Below are 16608 nucleotides of genomic sequence, written 5' to 3'. Positions count from 1 at the left end.
CGCGCGGCCGCGCGAACGTCGGCGGTGCGAGGCTGGAGATTGAACGGTGGGTATGGAGCGATCCCCGTCACCTCGGTGCATGGGTTGCACCCCGGTGCATGGATTGCACCCCGGTGCATGGATTGCACCCCGGTGCATGGATTGGCGAACCCAGCCGAATTCAGGCGCTCTTGCGCATCGGCTGCATCGATTGAATCTGAAGAAGCGTGTCGAGGTTCTGGTTGACCCGGCAATAGAACTCTTCGTCGATGAACGGCCGCAGCATGAAGTCGTTGCCGCCGGCTTTCAGGAAGCGTGCCGACAGCAGGCGGTTGGAGGATGACGACACGCCGATGATCCGCAACTGGTGTGAGCCGATGCTGCCGCGAATGCGGCGCGTCAGTTCGAAGCCATCGATATCGGGCATGTTATAATCGGTGATCATCAAACCGATGTCCCGGTTGGCCTTGAGGATTTCGAGCGCCTTGGCGCCGCTGTCGGCCGTGCTCACACGGAAATTGTAACGCTTCAGGCGGCTCGACAGAAGCGCGCGCGCCGTAGGGCTGTCATCGACGATCAGCACATGGTGACGATGATTGGTCAGGAAGCGGCAAATGGATTCGGCCAGCAGATCGACGGCGAAGACGTTGTCCTTGAGGATGTAGTCGACGATATCCTTCGACAGCAGCTTGTCGCGCATGCCTTCATGGAAGGTGCCGGTGAAGACGATCGTCGGAATGCTGAGGTCGACGAGATACTCGAGCGCCTCGCCGTTCTCGGCGCCCGGCAGGTTGATGTTTGAAATTGCGAGGGTGATTTCCTGGGACGACTTGTCGTAGCAGAGCTGAAGATCCTCGAAGTTCCGGCAGATCTCGACGTCGATATTGAAGAGCTCCTTCAAACGCTTGCCGATCATCGACGTAAAGACGTTTGAATCCTCCGCCAGAACAATACGAACATCATTAAACGCGTCACCGGAATACTGCATCCCGGAAATCCCTAAAAACGCCATGTCAAAACCCCGAACTGAAATATGTCTCCCTGCGTCAAAGCGGTACATCGGGCGGTTTGAATAAGTATTAAACGAAAAGCTTACTTGCGGCACAAACGGCAGCAAGCACACGCGCTGGCGCTTTTCTTCGCAACATGATTAAAGGACGGTTGGCAGCCCGCTATTCTATCGCCTAGTGACCAGCCGAAGCACGGCGTCAGCGGTCCACGGTCTTGCCGCGCAACTGGCTAACACGACCCGTCTCCTGGTCGATCTTCTCGTCGCCGGCAGGGTCGTCACCCAAGGCCTCCGGGTCCAGAACCTCCTCGTCGTCAGGCGCAACCGGCTCGGGCTGGCGGTGGAACACGACATCGCTCTGCGGCAGCGGTATCTCGATCCCCTCCTCGCGGAACCGCTTCAGGATGGCGATGCGCAAATCGTTGCGCACCCTCAATCCGTCGCCCAGGTCGCCGAGCATGAAGCGCAGCTCGAAATCCAGTGAATAGGGTCCGAAGCGCAGGAACTCGACATGTGGTTCGGGGTTGCGCAGCACGATTGGCAGCGTATTCACCAGGTCGAGCAGAATATCCATGACCTTCTGCGGATCGGAACCGTAGCTGACCGAAACCGGGATCTCAGACCGCCCGATCTTGTTGCGGTGCGTCCAGTTGCCGACATTGGCGTTGATCAGGTCCGAATTCGGAACGATGATCGTCTGCTTGCGGAAGGTCTCGATCTCCGTCGCGCGCACGGAGATGCGCTTGACGATCCCTTCCACCGTGCCCGTCACGACGTGGTCGCCGACCTTGAATGGCCGCTCGACGAGCAGGATCAGCCCGGACACGAAGTTCGACACGATGTTCTGCAGGCCGAAACCGATACCGACCGACAGAGCCGAGGCAACCAGGGCGAAGCTCGACAGATTGATGCCGGCCGCCGACACGCCGATCAGCACCGCGACGCCGACGCCGAGATAGCCGATGCCGGTCTTGACCGAGTTGCGCACGCCAAGATCCACATGGCTGCGGGCCATGACATTGTTGTCGAGCCAGCGCTGCACCCAGCGCGTCAGCAGGTAGCAGCCGGCGAAGAGCAGGATGCCGGTGAGTATCCCGACCAGCGATATGCTGATGCCGCCGAGCCGGACTTCCGTGAAGAGCCGATAGGCGATCAGCTGCAGGTCCTGGATGCGGAAGCCCCACAAGAGCAGGATCAACGGAATGCCGGTCGCCAAAGCCACGCCGTAGATGCAGAAACCGGCCAGCAGGCCGACCTGATCGACGGCGACGGGACCGAGCTTGAAGCGCGACGCCAGATAGCGGCCCGGCCGCGTGTCGCCAAAGGTCTCGGTGCGCGAAATCGCCTTGCCCGAAAGCAGCCCGATATAGGTTGTCACACCGATCGCGCCGGTGAAGATCAGCTGCGAGGCGATGAACCGCGCCAGACCGACATAGCCGGTAACGGCGGCGAAGATCAGGACCGCGCCAAGCACGCGCAGCACGATGGCAAGCCCCTTCGGCCAATGCCGCCCGGGCGCATCCGGGTCGCGGCTCTTGGCCATCATCGGTCGCCCGAACGATGCCGCGATGAGGATCAGGCCGATGATCAGCGCAGCGATCCAGCTCCGGACGACGGTCAGCACCAGCGGCGAACCCATCGATCTCGCTGATGCTGCCGAAGAAGAAATCGAGCGCGTGCACGACCGCCATCGCCATCAGGCAGGCGCTGATCGAGCGTGCGCCGCGATTGGACAGCCTGACGAGACGCCATTGAGGATCGCGCGGCGCGAACACGGCGTTGGTGAAGCGTCGAACGAAATAGATGACGCCGATCGTTGAAAACAGCGCGGCGACGACGGGGGCGATGTCGGGCCTGAGAACGTTGAAACTGTCGAGAAAGAGATAGGACGTGACCAGAAGCGTCGCCAGCGACAGCGTCCTGATCAGCGTCGACCAGAAGGCGATCGACAACCGGCTGATATAGGAGGGCTGCTCATCGCTCTCCTTGCGCTGCAGATAATGCCCGAACAGCCGGTAGCTGCCGGAAAGAAGGATCAGGGCCGTCGCGAGCGACATGAAGATCGCCGCGGCGAAGGCGAATGCCTTGAATTTCAGCACGAAGCCCAGCCAGCTCGTCAGCGCCTGCTGGAACGCCCCCACCTCCTGAACGAAGGCGGTCCCGGCATCGCCGAGCACGGACGCGGAAATTTCGCTGCGTCGCAGAAGCGTCGCGGCGAAAAGCTTGCGGCGCATTTCCGCGATCTGGTTGCTCATCCTGCCGATCGAGGCGGTCAGGCTCTCGGCGTCGCCCTGCAGGACGTTGAGTTGCGCGCGCTCCGCCGTCAATGCGTTTCGCTCGTTGGTGACGATCTCCGCCTCGGGCGGTTGCCCCGCCTTTGGCGGGTCGCCAAGCTCGGTCAGACGGGCCTTGATCTGGTCGAGGCGCGGCGTGATACCGCCGGCGATACCGGCAACGCCGCGATTGAGCTCATCGGCCTTGCCGGCAAGCGCGACCAGCCCGTCATCGTCGTCGACGCTCTGCTTGACGCTCGCCTGAAGTGCCGCGAAATCGGACTTTGCCGTGGCCATGTTCTTGGCGGCCTGATCGCCCGGCCCGCTCTGTGCGGCGGCGCTCTGCTCGGCGGCGGCGGGCGGTGCGCTCTGCGCAGGCGCGGCGGGCGCCGGTGTCTGCGCTTGGAGTGACCCAGCGCCGGCCACGGCCAGCGAGACGAACAAAAGGCTCTGGAGCAGAAAACGTGTCAGCCGCAAGGTATCCCCGCCAGGTTCGATAGTGAGAAAGAGCGCCCGCTTTTCATAAGAAAGAAAGGCGACAGAAAGGCGACGCGGCGCGAAGCAATCGTGTGTGCCAACCGCGTTCGCCAATCATGCATGATCGACGCGCAGCCCTCGCTAGCACATCGCGGCCCGCGCGGCGACGTGGAAATCGGCCACACCCCAAATCACGGTTCACGGCCTATCGCCGACGCTTGTGCCCGGACACCTCGGCGCCGGCATCGGCGGGCAGTTGCAGAAAGCGCAGCGACGAGACCACACCGATCGCACCGATGACGATAAAGGCCCAGCGAAAATCGACAAGCCCTGGATCGCCAAGCCCGCGCAGCGCCGCCGAAACGTTGAGAACGGCAGCCGCGATCGCGACACCGAGCAACATCGACACCTGCTGCAACATGCTCGACAACGTCGAAGCCGAGCTTCGCTGCGCGCCGCTGATATCGGCGAAAGCGAGCGTGTTCAGCGCCGTGAACTCCATGGAGCGCGACAGACCGGCGATGAACAGCAGGGCATAGATCACCACGCGCGGCGTCTCCGGCGCGAGAAAGCCGCAGCCGACGATCGACAGCGACGCGATCAGCCCGTTGAAGCACAGCACCGTCCGGAAGCCCAGCCGCGCAAGCAACGGCGTCGTCACGGTCTTCATGCTCAGATTGCCGAGGAAGTAGATCAGCAGATAGGCACCCGCTTCGATCGAGCTGAGCCCGAAGCCGAGCTGGAACAAAAGCGGCAGCAGAAATGGCGTGGCGTTGACGGCGACGCGGCTCGCGGTCCCGGCCGACAGCGTGGCGATGGCGAAGGTCTGCACCTTGAACGACGACAGATCGAGCAGCGGATTGTCGACGCGCATGAAATGCCGATACGCCATGACGGATAGCACGATACCGGCAACCAGCATGGCGCCGACGGGAACGATTCCGCCATGCCATTTCACCGACAGTTCGAGCGCCGCCAGAAGAAGCGTCAGCCCGGCACCGCTGAGGATGAAGCCGCGCAGGTCGAGCCGTCCGGCATTCTCCTCGCGCTGTTCCGGCACGAAACGCCAGACAAGCGCCATGCCGAGCGCGCCGATCGGCAGATTGATCAGGAAGTTCCAGTGCCAGCTTGCATAGGTGGTGATGACGCTGCCGAGCAGCGGTCCGATGACCGGCGCCGTCAGAGCCGGCCATGTAATCAGCGCGATGGCCTGCACCAGTTCGGATTTGCGTGCATTCTTCAAGACGATGATCCGGCCCACCGGCGTCATCAGCGCGCTGCCGGCGCCCTGGAGCGCGCGGGCAAGCACGAATTCGGTGAGGCTGCCGGAAAGGCCGCAGAGCAGCGAGGCGAAGGTGAACACGCCGATCGACGCCATGAAGACGCGGCGCGCGCCGTAGCGGTCGCCGAGCCAGCCCGACAGCGGAATGAACGTCGCCATGGTCAGCATGTAGACGGTGATGCCGATGCTCATCGACACCGTGGGAACACCGAAGCTCGCCGCCATCTGCGGCAGCGAGGTGGTGACGATCGTGCCGTCGAGGATCTGCATGAAGAAGGATACGGCGACGACAAGCGCCACAATTTTCGAACGGCGCGCGCTGCCCGCGTCACCATCCGCCTCGACCGTCTCAACTGCTGTCATCACTCTGCCAATGTGAAATCTGGATCAAACGGCCGGCAACAGCACATGCGACGTGGGGCGTCGGTCGAACCCGATCGTAGATAGGCCCATCCCACGAAGCGGGAAAGAGAAAAACGACCAGGGCGGGCAATTTCCATGCGCCAGCGCCTGCTGTTACCGTGGCGACGGGGGATCAGCCGAGGATATTGCTGATCGCCCGCAGGAACACTCCGGCGCCGACCGGGATCAACGCCTCCGGAAAATCATAGTCGGGATTGTGCAATTGCGGATGCGTTTCGCCTGACCCGAGAAAGAACATGGCCGACGGCGCGACGGTTCGAAACAGCCCGAAATCCTCCGAGCCCTTCATCGGCAGCAGGCGGCTGTCGCTCCGGTGACTGACGCCCTCGTCATCCAGCGCCCGCCGCAGCACATCGACGGCCTCCGGCGAATTGAAGCACTGGCGGAACACATCCTCGTAGGTGATCTCGATCCCGAGCCCGGCGGCATCCGCCTCGCTCCTCGCCAGCATCTCGGCGGCCTGAACCAGCCCGGCCATCCGCTCGTCGGTGAGCGTCCTGAGCGTCGCCCATATCTCGGCCCGTCCGGGGCTGATACCGAAGGCGGGCTCGCCGAGCCGGGCATGGGTGACAGTCACCAGCGCGAAATCCGGACCGACGGGCGCGACACTCCCGAGCGCGGTCAATCCGCCAAGCAGGCTGGCGAGCGCGAACGTCGGCGCAACGCCATCCTCCGGGCAGGAGGCATGGGAGGTCTTGCCGCTGAGAACGATCTTCATCCCGCGCGAGGCGCAGTTGACCGGACCTTCGCGCAAAAGGACATGCCCCAGCGGCACGCCGGGAAGATTATGCAGCGAAAGCGCCATGTCGGGCTTCAGCGTCGGGAACTCGGGATCGGCGAGCACCGCGGCCGCACCCGCGCCATTTTCCTCGGCCGGCTGGAACAGGAGAATCACCCTGCCCTTGTTCGGCCGCTTCTGCCCGAGCGCGGTCGCGACCGCCATCAGGATCGCCATGTGGCCGTCGTGACCGCAAAGATGTCCCTTGCCGGGAATGGTCGACCGGTATTCCTCGTTCGATATCTCCTCGATCGGCAGCCCATCCAGCTCGCAGCGGATGAGCACCGTCGGGCCCGGAATAGCCCCGTCATAGACTGCGGCGACGCCATGCCCTCCAAGGTTCGACACGATTCGATCGGGCTTTGCCAGCAGCAGCGCTTCCTGCACCCGGCGCGCGGTCTCGACCTCTTCGCCCGACACCTCGGGATAGCGGTGAAGCTCCCGGCGAAACGCGGTGATATGGGAAAGCTCTTCCTGTGTCAGAAACATCGGCGTCATCCTGCAAATCAAGTTGCATGCTATGTGCGCCTGATATGGGTAGCAAGCTGCTTGATGGAACGGGCAAATCATTCGGCACAGCTCGAAGCGCCGCCGAACTTTCTCTTTTCGGCTCGGCTGTATTTGTATATGTAATGGCATATTCACAGGAGAAAAGCATGGAAGCGGATGAAGCCGACCGGTACCGGGCGCCTGCCTTGGACAAGGGGCTTGATATCCTCGAGCTTCTGGCAAGCGTCGAAGAGGGTCTCACACAGGCGGAAATCGCCAAGCGCCTCGACCGCAGCCCCAACGAATTCTACCGCATGCTCGACCGTCTCGTGCGTCGCGGATATGTCACCAAGCTCGAGGGCGACCGGTTCACGCTGACGCTCAAGCTCTTCGGCCTCTCGCAGCTTCACGCCCCTGCCCGTCGCCTCGCCTCCTTCGCCATGCCGCTGATGCGCGACCTCGCGCAGCGCACCCGCCAGGCGAACCACCTCGTGGTCTTCGATCGCGGTTCCGCCGTCGTCATCGCCCAGCACGAGGCGCCGAACTACTGGGGCATCTCGATCCGCGTCGGCTCGCATATGAGCCTGCTCGAAACAGGCTCGGGCCACGTCCTTCTCGCCTTCCGCACCGACGAGGAACGCGAGATGATGATCGCGGAACATGCCCGCGACCCGAAGACCAAGCGGCCGGGACCAGAGCTTTATGAGCGCCTGACCGAAATCCGAAAACGCGGTTACGAGATGATGCCGAGCGCCCAGACGGCCGGCGTCCACAACCTCTCCGCCCCGATCCTCGGCCCCGATGGCCGCGTCATCGCAGCCCTCACCTGCCCCTATATAGGACTCGTCAACGCATCCGACGCGCCCGATATCGAGCAGACGATCGTCATGCTGCAGCAGGCCGCGCGCGACCTCTCGCTGCTTGCGGGATCGGATGTGAAAATCTCGGGGTGACGCGACGAACAGTATCGTCGCGCCTGTTGCCGTCTATACGGCGATCCGAGCCGGCACCTCGGCCATGTACTCTTCCAGCATGGCGGCTTGCTCGCGCGTCAGGCGCAGGCCCTCCTTGGTTCGTCTCCAGAGCACGTCATCGGCATGTGTCGCCCATTCGTGCTCGATCAGGTAGCGAACCTCCGCTTCATAAAGGTCGCTCCCGAACAGGCGTCCGAGATCCTCGATGCCGCGCGCCTGCCCGAGAAGCACCGCGGCCTTCGTGCCGTAGCGGCGAACGAGGCGGCGAGCATGTGTTTCGGCAAGAAACGGATAGCCGCTCTTCAGCTTGCGAACTTCCGCCTCATAGCCCGTCGCCGGAAAATCGCCGCCGGGCAGATGGCTTTTGGCCGTCCAGGGGCTTCCCTTGATCCCGATCGCCGCGCCGATCTTTTCAAGCGCATGCTCGGACAGCCGGCGATAGGTGGTGAGCTTGCCGCCGAACACGTTGAGCAACGGCGCCTGTGCGCCCTCGCCTTCGAGCTTCAGCACGTAATCGCGCGTCGCCTCCTGCGCCTTGGAGGCGCCGTCGTCGAACAACGGACGCACGGCCGAATAGGTCCAGACGATATCCTCGGGCCGCACCGGCTCGTTGAAATACTCGCTGGCGGCCTTGCAGAGATAGGTCGTCTCCTCGTCGGAGATCCTGACATCCCGGGGATCGGCCTTGTAATCGCGATCGGTGGTGCCGATCAGCGTGAAATCCTGCTCGTAGGGGATCGCGAAGATGATGCGATTGTCGGGGTTCTGGAAGAAATAGGCCCGGGGATCGCTGAACTTCTTCTTCACGACGATGTGGCTGCCCTGTACCAGGCGCACATGCCGCGCCTCGTTCTGACCGAAGGCGGCGCGAATGACGTGATCGACCCACGGCCCCGCCGCGTTGACCAGCATCCGCGCCTGGAAATGACGCGTCTCGCCGGTCACCGTATCCACGCTCTCGATCGCCCAGACGCCGTTCTCGCGGCGCGCGGAGACGACCTTGGTGCGCGGCATGATCAGCGCCCCCTTGTCGGCGGCGTCGCGGGCGTTCATGACCACCATGCGCGCGTCATCGACCCAGCCGTCGGAATATTCGAACGCCTTGGAGAACAGCGATTTCAGCGGCTTGCCCGCCGGATCGCGGCGCATGTCGAGCACCTTGGTCGGCGGCAGAAGCTTGCGACCGCCGAGGTGATCGTAGAGGAACAGCCCGAGCCGGATCAGCCACGCCGGTCGGATCCCGCCCTTGTGATAGGGCAAAACGAAGCGCATCGGCCAGATGATATGCGGCGCCATCGCCCACAGGATCTCGCGCTCCATCAGCGATTCCCGCACTAGGCGAAACTCGTAATGCTCGAGATAGCGCAAGCCGCCATGGATGAGCTTGGTGGCGCCCGAGGAGGTGCCGGAGGCGAAATCGTTCATCTCGGCCAGCGCCACGGAATAGCCGCGCCCGACCGCGTCACGCGCGATCCCGCATCCATTGATACCGCCACCGATAACGAAAAGATCGTGTACCTGACCGCTCACGCGTCCCATGCCCCCAGAAATTGCCGCAACGCAAACAAGATAGCGCAATTGCGAAAGTCAATACAGTTAAAGCGAAAGACATTCGAATGTCAAACGAATGCCTTGCACACTTATGCCCGGCGCCGATGTCGGACGTGTGACAGCGCGGCAGGGCTACGTTCCAGATTGGCAAGGAATTTCAATTGGGCTCGGCGACCCGGAAATAGGCGCGCGGCGGCGCGCCGAGCATGCGCTTGAACATGGTGGTAAACGCCGCGACGCTTTCATATCCGAGATCGAACGCCACCGATGTTACCGCTTCGCCCGCGGCCAGTCGCGGCAGCGCCGTGAACAGGGCCGCCTGCTGCCGCCAGGTCGAAAGGCTGATGCCGGTCTCGCGGCGGAAGGCCCGGGTGAACGCCCGCCGGCTCATGTTGAGCCGCTCGGCCCAATCGTCGATCAGGAGTCGCGCGGTCGGGTTCGCCAGAAACGCCCGGCACAGCCCGGCAAGCCTCGCATCACCAGGAATGGGCAGGCCGAGCGACCGGTCCGGAAGCCGCGAGATCTCCTCGAGCAGCAGCGCGACGACCAGCCTCTGGCGCCGCGAACTCTTAATGTCTCCATCCGGGGACACTGCCTCGATGATCAGCGCACGCGCGAGATCGGTCAGCCCGACGACGCGAATGGCCTCGGGAAGAGCGACCAGCGCATCCGAACTTATATAGGCCGAGAGCATGGTCACCTCGCCCAGCATGTCCACCGAGTGATCCAGCCCCGCCGGTATCCACAGCGCATGTTCCGGCGGCACCATCCAGCGCCCCTGCCGCGACGACACCATCAGCACACCGGTCCGGGCATAGACGAACTGCGCGCGGCTATGGCGATGCGCCGCCACGTGATAGCCCGACGGGTACTGCGACGGGATCGTGTGAACCGGCTCGGCCGCCGCCTCTATGGCCGCCAGCCGCTCGACATGCAGCCTCGCCAGTTCCGCCGACGTTATATTTTGCAGCGCTTTCATAAGCCTTGGCCCGATCGCGAAAGAATGAGACCAAAACACGAAAGCGGGACTGCCGCAAGGAGACTATGCGGATAGTAGGTTCGACGGAGGAACATCGTGACGACAGGTATAGAAACGGCGGACAAACACGCCGCGGAACAGACGGTATTCAGCATCATCATGGCGGTCAGCTTCAGCCATCTGCTGAACGATACGATGCAGTCGCTGATCCCGGCCCTTTATCCGATGATCAAGACCGGCTACGGTCTCGACTTCACCCAGATCGGCCTGCTCGGCCTCGTCTTCCAGGTCACGGCATCGCTGCTGCAGCCGCTGATCGGCATTTACACCGACAAGCGTCCGCTGCCCTATTCGCTGGCGGCGGGCATGGGCTTCACGCTGATCGGCCTGCTGCTTCTCGCCTATGCGCACGCCTATTGGGTGCTGCTGCTCGGCGCCGGCGTCGTCGGCCTCGGCTCGGCGGTCTTCCATCCGGAATCCTCGCGCGTCGCCCGCCTCGCCTCGGGCGGACGCCACGGGCTGGCGCAGTCGCTGTTCCAGGTCGGCGGCAACTTCGGCTCGGCCATCGGCCCGCTGGCGGCCGCCTTCATCGTGCTGCCGCGCGGACAGACCAGTGTCGCGTGGTTCTCGGTTGCCGCGCTGACGGGCATGATCATCCTGTGGCGCGTCGGCGTCTGGTACTCCAACCACCGCCGCACCACCGCCGGCCGCAAGGTCAAGCACCAGGCAGTGGTGCTGCCGCGCGCCAAGGTGATCCTTTCGATCGCCGTCCTCGCCATGCTGGTCTTCTCGAAATACGTCTACATGACCAGTCTTTCGAGCTACTACACCTTCTACATGATCGAGCGCTTCCAGGTGTCGGTCCAGGAGGCGCAGATCCTTCTGTTCGTCTTCCTCGGCGCGGTCGCCATCGGCACGGTCGCCGGCGGCCCGATCGTCGACTGGTTCGGCACCAAGTTCACGATCTGGTTCTCGATCCTCGGCGCCCTGCCCTTCACCCTGGCGCTGCCCTATGCCGGCTACACCTGGACGATCGTGCTAACCTTCGTGATCGGCATCATCCTGGCGTCCGCCTTCTCGGCCATCGTCGTCTTTGCGCAAGAACTGGTCCCCGGACGCGTGGGCATGATCGCCGGCCTGTTCTTCGGCTTCGCCTTCGGCGTCGGCGGCATCGGCGCCGCGGGCCTCGGCATGGTGGCGGACCGCATGGGCATCGTCTTCGTCTATCAGCTTTGCTCATATCTGCCGCTGCTCGGGCTTCTCACCGTCTTCCTTCCCGATCTCGGCAAGGGCCGGCGTCACGCAACGGCAACGAAATAGCCGCGCCAAGCCCACGAGGCGGCATCAAAACCACAAAAGGCCGAAGCACCCGCGCTTCGGCCTTTTGTCTTCAAACTTCACACGATGCCCCGGCGCGCCCTGGTTGCGGACAATAAAAAAGGCCGGGGCGAAACCGCACCGACCTTCCTATTCGCATCTCACACCAGTGCCAGTACATCCGTGGTCAAAAGCATAAAAGCGATACCGGCAACTGCGAGCGTCCGCTGTGTGGAACACTGACCAGCAATGCCGATGAACCCCATATGGGAGGTCAATATGGCGAATTCAAGTCCGGGAGTGAAATAGCTGACAAATGGGGACCCCGGTAAACGGATGAGACGGCCGCTTGTAAGCAGCAAACGAAACCACCTCAAAATCCGCCCTAAGCCATTGAAATGATTGGCGACCCCTGCAGGATCTCGAACCTGCGACCACCTGCTTAGAAGGCAGGTGCTCTATCCAGCTGAGCTAAGGGGCCACACTGCCGATGCGCCGCCGGCGCATCGAAGGCATGGGGCTCTGGAAACGATCTATACCGATCAGTGCGTCCAGGGCTGCGTGCGCGTATAGCGGAAATTATCCGGATACGCCACCGTCTGACGCTGCGGATCTTTCGGCGCGATCACCCGGTACTCGATGCCGTTGCGCTTGGCATAGGCTTCGGCCAGTTCCTGCGTTTCGAAATTGAGCTTCACCTGCTGGCGCATGTCCGACGACGAGGTGTAGCCCATGATCGGGTCGATCGTGCGCGGCGTTTCCTGATCGAACTCCAGCACCCACAGGTGAGTCTTGGCCTTGCCGGACTGCATGGCGGTCTTTGCTGGACGATAGATCTTGGCAGACATAGCTGCACGCCTCCGAATTATGGCTTTCGCAATCAATGGACTGGCCCCTTGCGGGGCATCTTCATGCACGATCGCACGGATAGATGAATTTTGCTTAGCGACGAATCCCTCCCTTTTCAAGCGAAAAGCCACGCCCGCTGCATGCCAACGGTCCACAGCTTCGACACGGCCCGAACACCTTGCCCGGTGCCATCAGGCAGCCAGCAAACAGGCCGGGCCTTGCGTCGTGCGACCAAGGCGCCTGCGTGACGCGGCAACCGAGACCTTGCTGAATGAACCGGCAGGCGCCCATCCTTGTGAAAAGGCCATTTTAGTTATTGCGGCGCATGATCGAACCGTGTATTGCGCTCCTCGTCGGCACGGAGTGTAGCGCAGTCTGGTAGCGCATCTGGTTTGGGACCAGAGGGTCGGGAGTTCGAATCTCTCCACTCCGACCACTTTTCTTCGCGGATCTCGCGCTTCATCCCATAAAATATGCAGATCGGCGCCTCTGAACGCCATCGTCGCTTCGGTTATTCCGATGCGGTTCAGCGCAACCTTGTGCACGCTCCAATCTGGATATCGTCAAGGACAGCGCTGGATCACCAGGCCGACGGCCACCGGAGCGTCGATCAGACCGCCGTCAGATGCTCGAAAAGGATCGAGACGCCAAACCCGATCAAGACCAGGCCGGCCACGCCCTCAGCGATGCGCCCGAAACGCGCGCCGATCAGGCGCCCGACCAGCATTCCACTCGAAGAGAGCAGGAACGTCGCCGCACCGATTGCGATCGCAACGACGAGGATGTTCACCTGCATGAATGCGAGCGATACACCGACCGCCATCGCGTCGAGGCTCGTGCCGATGGCGGTTGCCACGAGGATCAGGAAGGAAGAGCTCTTGACCCCGGCCGCATCATCCTCGCCTCCCCTTGCGGCGGCGTACAGCATGTTCAGGCCGACGAAGCCGAGCAGTGCGAAGGCGATCCAATGATCGACGGCCGAAATGTAGGATGCCGCGGCAAAGCCCGCCGCCCAACCGATCAGCGGCGTGATCGCCTCGACGACGCCGAACACGATGCCAGTTCGCAGCGCCTCACTAACGCGCGGGCGGCCAAGAGCGGCGCCCCGTCCGACGGACACGGCAAACGCGTCCATCGACATGCTGAAGGCGAGCAGGATGATTGCCCAGTATGACATGAAAATTCCTCGCGGACGTACAGGCCGGGCGTCCCAAGCTCTGTCCGATCCGAGCTGGCGTCGCCACGGTCTTGTCGAGCCGGTTAAATCCGGCCAAACGCGCCACGTGCTGCTGCACGAGTATGTTGACGCGCTTCCGCTGGGTGGCGGTGACTACTCCCCGATGCGCTGGAGATAATCGAGCAGGTTGATCGAGTCAACCTTCGCGGCAAATTTATTCCGGGAATTTTCCGTAATAACAATGAGTTGCAACTGCAACACCGCCAGCTCGAATGCGTCTGCGAAGCGTTCTCAATGGAGCATGCTCAAAGGTCAGGAGATGACCACGCGGCCGGTGATAAAACCCAGAACCAGAATGGCCAGGATCGCCAAACGACAGAGAACGCTTACCGTCGCGGCGCTAGGCCATGCGAAGACAACAAGCTTGCCGCCGTCGCCCTTACCGCGCGACGTCTCGTGCCGAAGGCTACGAACCTTCATCCTCGTCGACAGTTGACCAACCGAAATCATTCTCGCCAACACCTTTCAGCTAGCATCAGGCCAGCTACCATGAAGGCAACATCGCATTATTGAGAATGACTTGCAATAGCGGATGAGTCCGATTTGGTCGACCTTCGCCCGATCACGGATATTTCAACGCCTCACCATTGAAGCTCAAGCTAGTTGAGATCCTACATTGCTGTCATCAATGACGATTGGAGTCTTCAATGGGTGATCAACAGACAAACGGAATGTCCTGCCCTCGGTGCGGCGTCGGCCTTCTGATGACGGATCGGCAAGGAATCGAGATCGATTACTGCCCGACCTGCCGGGGAGTTTGGCTGGACCGTGGCGAGCTCGACAAGATCATCGAGCGGAGCGCCGCGCCGCAGGCTGCAGCCGGAAGCGACTATCAGGATAACTATCAAGGAAACCACCAGGGCAACTACCAGGGTGGTCACGGCGGCCATGGAGGCTATTCAAGCCATGGCGGCCACAACAGTCACGGACAGCGCGGCGGCCACGGTGGCAGATCGTTCCTGTCGAGAATCTTCGACTGACCGACATTTTCTAGCGTGAAGCTCCGTCTCCCTCAGGCTACTCCCCAAGTGACGGAGCCAACGCAGAAGGAGGTCCGCGGTTCAGCACGACCGCGGGCCTCACGACTTAGTTCGGAAGATGCGTCCATTTGGACCGCACATCTGCCGCGTTCATCGACAGGTGAACATGCGCATCGACGTGATCGACCCATTCCAGCGGGATGAGGTGGTGATGCTGTCCATCGGACGAGTCGGATTTCGTCAGCTTGATACGGTCACTGCCATCGAGGTGATCGACGGTTCCGACATGCTGACCATCCGCCGACCTGACTTCCATATGATCTTTGATTTCATTTGCAGCGATCATTTCCGTTCTCCATGTTTGCGGGACGACCATCCTCAAACCTGCAGAACCAGCGTTAGTTCCCTCTGGAATTAAAGCCGCTGACGCTTTTGCCACTGCATCCGGCGCTCTCATGCATATCCAGCCCGCTCCGCGGCACCCCGTTCCGGCATGCGGCATCGCGGCAATCCAGTGATACACTGCCGTCGGCCGCCCCTTGTTGGGACAAGGGGCGGCCGATTTTTTATGAAGCGCGGCTATTCCTGATGCCGCTCCTTACTGCTCGCTGACACCCTCTTCCGGAAGGTTCAGGTTGGCGAGCGCCTGGATGACGTAGCAATCGCGGATGGAGCCCTCATGTCGGTGGGTGGCGATGCGATCGAGTTCGGCCTCGAGCTTTCTCAAGCGTTCGATCTTGTGCCTCACCGTGGCGAGCTGACTTGCGGCGATCCGGTCGATCTCCGAACAGGGCATATCGGGATGCTGGCTCATCTCGATCAGGTCGCGGATCGCTTCGATCGTCATGCCAAGTTCGCGCGCATGCCTGATGAACGACAGCCGTTCGCGCTCCTGCTTCGTGTAACGCCGCTGGTTTCCCTCGGACCGCTCCGCGTGAGACAGAAGCCCCATCTGCTCGTAGTACCGAATGGTCGGAATCTTAACGCCTGTTCTCCGTGATAGGTCGCCGATCGTCAGCATCCTGCATCTCCATATCTCTAGTCGATGGAGAGCGTATGCCTCAGGCTTCCTGACGGGCACCTGACCACATTCTTTATTTCCAGACGCGAAGGAATGCTTCCGTGGCAACCGCGATGGTGAGAATTGCCATCGCCCAACCGCTCCAGAGCGCTTCCTCGGTGTTATGTCCGATGTAGTTGCACGTCACGGAGAACGCGAGATACATCACGGCGATCGCCGCTCCGACGATGACGGCAACCAAAGCGGCCTTAAGCAACATTTTTCGCCTCTGCATTCATGAATAGCAAACTAGCGATCTTTCCGATCAGGCAAAAATCAACATTGTTTGATGCACGGGCCGCTCGGGCCAGTTCCAAAAGGACTTGAAGCTCAAGCTCCTTGAGGTCGTACGGTCCGTGCGATTTGCCCATCGGGAGGAATCAAAATGAAGCGGCGGGACGTGTTGCTGTTGCAACCGCTTCAATCCCGCTGATCGTTGCGCCGGCAACCTTCGCCACCGCCACCGGTGACGCTCGGACAAAACCGGATGCCGGTCGGCAAGACACGAGATCAAGAAGGGACAAAGTCCTTTGAAGACGAGGCAAAAACCTCCTCCCAGGACGCGTCTTCAAGGGCCAATGGTGGTGATCTTGGCTTCCTCGCCGAGGATCCGATCCCACCAGAGTTTATCAAGGCCGCCGCCAGCGCGGCGCCAGGAGAAGTCGTTGCCTCCCCGCGGAGGCTGTGGTGGGATCCACTTGCTGAATTCGAGGAGCGACGCGGCAACCCCGTACCCGTGTACGACAAGGTTCCGTGAGAGATTCGACATTCGCACGAAGGTTCGGTAGCAAGGGAAGTCGCAAGTATCCTAAAAGCCAAGGCCGAGATCGAAGTTCTTGACAATGGGGCTTCTCAGCCTGAGGCGGAATCGGGTACCAATTACCTCGGAACAATCACGATCGCGAACGCCGCGCGGTCTTCTCTGACGTCGGCCGAGAAACGGAAAGACAT

Annotated in this window: 14 protein-coding genes, 2 tRNA genes, 1 pseudogene and 1 riboswitch; of the genes and pseudogenes, 5 read left to right on the top strand and 12 right to left on the bottom strand. The window is 61.8% G+C overall.

The annotated features are described in order from the left end of the window. Positions 1 to 160: 160 nt before the first annotated feature. From P3R82_RS14880 to P3R82_RS14865, 4 genes and pseudogenes are all read right to left on the bottom strand, one after another. The gene (locus P3R82_RS14880; RefSeq protein WP_183898991.1) at positions 161 to 991 is read right to left on the bottom strand and encodes a response regulator; all 831 of its coding nucleotides are present in this window, start codon (positions 989 to 991) and stop codon (positions 161 to 163) included. Positions 992 to 1187: 196 nt separating this feature from the next. Continuing rightward, positions 1188 to 3738 (bottom strand): annotated as a pseudogene (locus P3R82_RS14875) (mechanosensitive ion channel family protein). 205 nt (positions 3739 to 3943) lie between these two features. Continuing rightward, a complete protein-coding gene (locus P3R82_RS14870; RefSeq protein WP_283194407.1) occupies positions 3944 to 5383 on the bottom strand; it encodes an MFS transporter in 1440 nt (479 codons plus the stop codon). 172 nt (positions 5384 to 5555) lie between these two features. Continuing rightward, complete coding sequence (locus tag P3R82_RS14865; protein ID WP_283194406.1) at positions 5556 to 6710, bottom strand: amidohydrolase; 1155 nt, start codon at positions 6708 to 6710, stop codon at positions 5556 to 5558. Positions 6711 to 6877: 167 nt separating this feature from the next. Here P3R82_RS14865 and P3R82_RS14860 point away from each other — a divergent pair, with 167 nt between their 5' ends. Continuing rightward, the gene (locus P3R82_RS14860; protein WP_283194405.1) at positions 6878 to 7663 is read left to right on the top strand and encodes an IclR family transcriptional regulator; all 786 of its coding nucleotides are present in this window, start codon (positions 6878 to 6880) and stop codon (positions 7661 to 7663) included. A 33-nt stretch (positions 7664 to 7696) separates the two neighbouring features. Here the strand turns inward: P3R82_RS14860 and glpD are convergent, their stop codons facing one another. Together glpD and P3R82_RS14850 are read right to left on the bottom strand one after the other, a co-directional pair. Continuing rightward, a complete protein-coding gene (gene glpD, locus P3R82_RS14855) occupies positions 7697 to 9223 on the bottom strand; it encodes a glycerol-3-phosphate dehydrogenase (RefSeq protein ID WP_283194404.1) in 1527 nt (508 codons plus the stop codon). Between the two features lie 169 nt (positions 9224 to 9392). Then, a complete protein-coding gene (locus P3R82_RS14850) occupies positions 9393 to 10214 on the bottom strand; it encodes a helix-turn-helix transcriptional regulator (RefSeq protein ID WP_283194403.1) in 822 nt (273 codons plus the stop codon). Positions 10215 to 10373: 159 nt separating this feature from the next. Here P3R82_RS14850 and P3R82_RS14845 point away from each other — a divergent pair, with 159 nt between their 5' ends. After that, entirely contained in the window at positions 10374 to 11534 is a 1161-nt protein-coding gene (locus P3R82_RS14845) for an MFS transporter (protein WP_210279549.1), read from the top strand. Positions 11535 to 11934: 400 nt separating this feature from the next. On the opposite strand, the gene P3R82_RS14840 is transcribed toward P3R82_RS14845, so the two are convergent. Continuing rightward, positions 11935 to 12012 (bottom strand) — tRNA-Arg (locus tag P3R82_RS14840). Positions 12013 to 12073: 61 nt separating this feature from the next. After that, positions 12074 to 12379: an ETC complex I subunit gene (locus P3R82_RS14835; RefSeq protein WP_183898998.1), complete on the bottom strand. Its 306-nt coding sequence runs from the start codon at positions 12377 to 12379 to the stop codon at positions 12074 to 12076. A gap of 360 nt (positions 12380 to 12739) precedes the next feature. On the opposite strand from P3R82_RS14835, the gene P3R82_RS14830 reads away from it, so the two are divergent. After that, positions 12740 to 12816, top strand: a tRNA-Pro gene (locus tag P3R82_RS14830). 174 nt (positions 12817 to 12990) lie between these two features. On the opposite strand, the gene P3R82_RS14825 is transcribed toward P3R82_RS14830, so the two are convergent. After that, positions 12991 to 13557 carry a manganese efflux pump gene (locus P3R82_RS14825; RefSeq protein ID WP_283194402.1) on the bottom strand — a complete coding sequence of 189 codons (567 nt, stop codon included), beginning with the start codon at positions 13555 to 13557 and terminating at the stop codon, positions 12991 to 12993. 77 nt (positions 13558 to 13634) lie between these two features. Beyond that, positions 13635 to 13731, bottom strand: a riboswitch (yybP-ykoY riboswitch). 533 nt (positions 13732 to 14264) lie between these two features. Here P3R82_RS14825 and P3R82_RS14820 point away from each other — a divergent pair. Continuing rightward, a complete protein-coding gene (locus P3R82_RS14820; protein WP_283194401.1) occupies positions 14265 to 14597 on the top strand; it encodes a zf-TFIIB domain-containing protein in 333 nt (110 codons plus the stop codon). 106 nt (positions 14598 to 14703) lie between these two features. On the opposite strand, the gene P3R82_RS14815 is transcribed toward P3R82_RS14820, so the two are convergent. The 3 genes from P3R82_RS14815 to P3R82_RS14805 all read right to left on the bottom strand — a co-directional run bounded on the left by P3R82_RS14815 (position 14704) and on the right by P3R82_RS14805 (position 15877). After that, a complete protein-coding gene (locus P3R82_RS14815; protein WP_183899002.1) occupies positions 14704 to 14943 on the bottom strand; it encodes a DUF2171 domain-containing protein in 240 nt (79 codons plus the stop codon). 252 nt (positions 14944 to 15195) lie between these two features. Further along, the gene (locus P3R82_RS14810) at positions 15196 to 15618 is read right to left on the bottom strand and encodes a helix-turn-helix domain-containing protein (RefSeq protein ID WP_183899003.1); all 423 of its coding nucleotides are present in this window, start codon (positions 15616 to 15618) and stop codon (positions 15196 to 15198) included. Between the two features lie 73 nt (positions 15619 to 15691). Continuing rightward, positions 15692 to 15877, bottom strand: a complete 186-nt coding sequence (locus P3R82_RS14805) for a hypothetical protein (RefSeq protein ID WP_183899004.1) — start codon at positions 15875 to 15877, stop codon at positions 15692 to 15694. A gap of 267 nt (positions 15878 to 16144) precedes the next feature. Between P3R82_RS14805 and P3R82_RS14800 the strand changes: the two genes are divergently transcribed. After that, entirely contained in the window at positions 16145 to 16414 is a 270-nt protein-coding gene (locus P3R82_RS14800; protein ID WP_283194400.1) for a peptidylprolyl isomerase, read from the top strand. The last annotated feature ends 194 nt before the right edge of the window (positions 16415 to 16608 follow it).

Source organism: Rhizobium sp. AN80A (assembly GCF_030053015.1).
GTDB classification, from domain to species: Bacteria; Pseudomonadota; Alphaproteobacteria; order Rhizobiales; family Rhizobiaceae; genus Rhizobium; species Rhizobium metallidurans.
The sequence above is the reverse complement of the archived record's forward strand: the minus strand, read 5'-3'. Positions and strand labels throughout refer to the sequence as shown.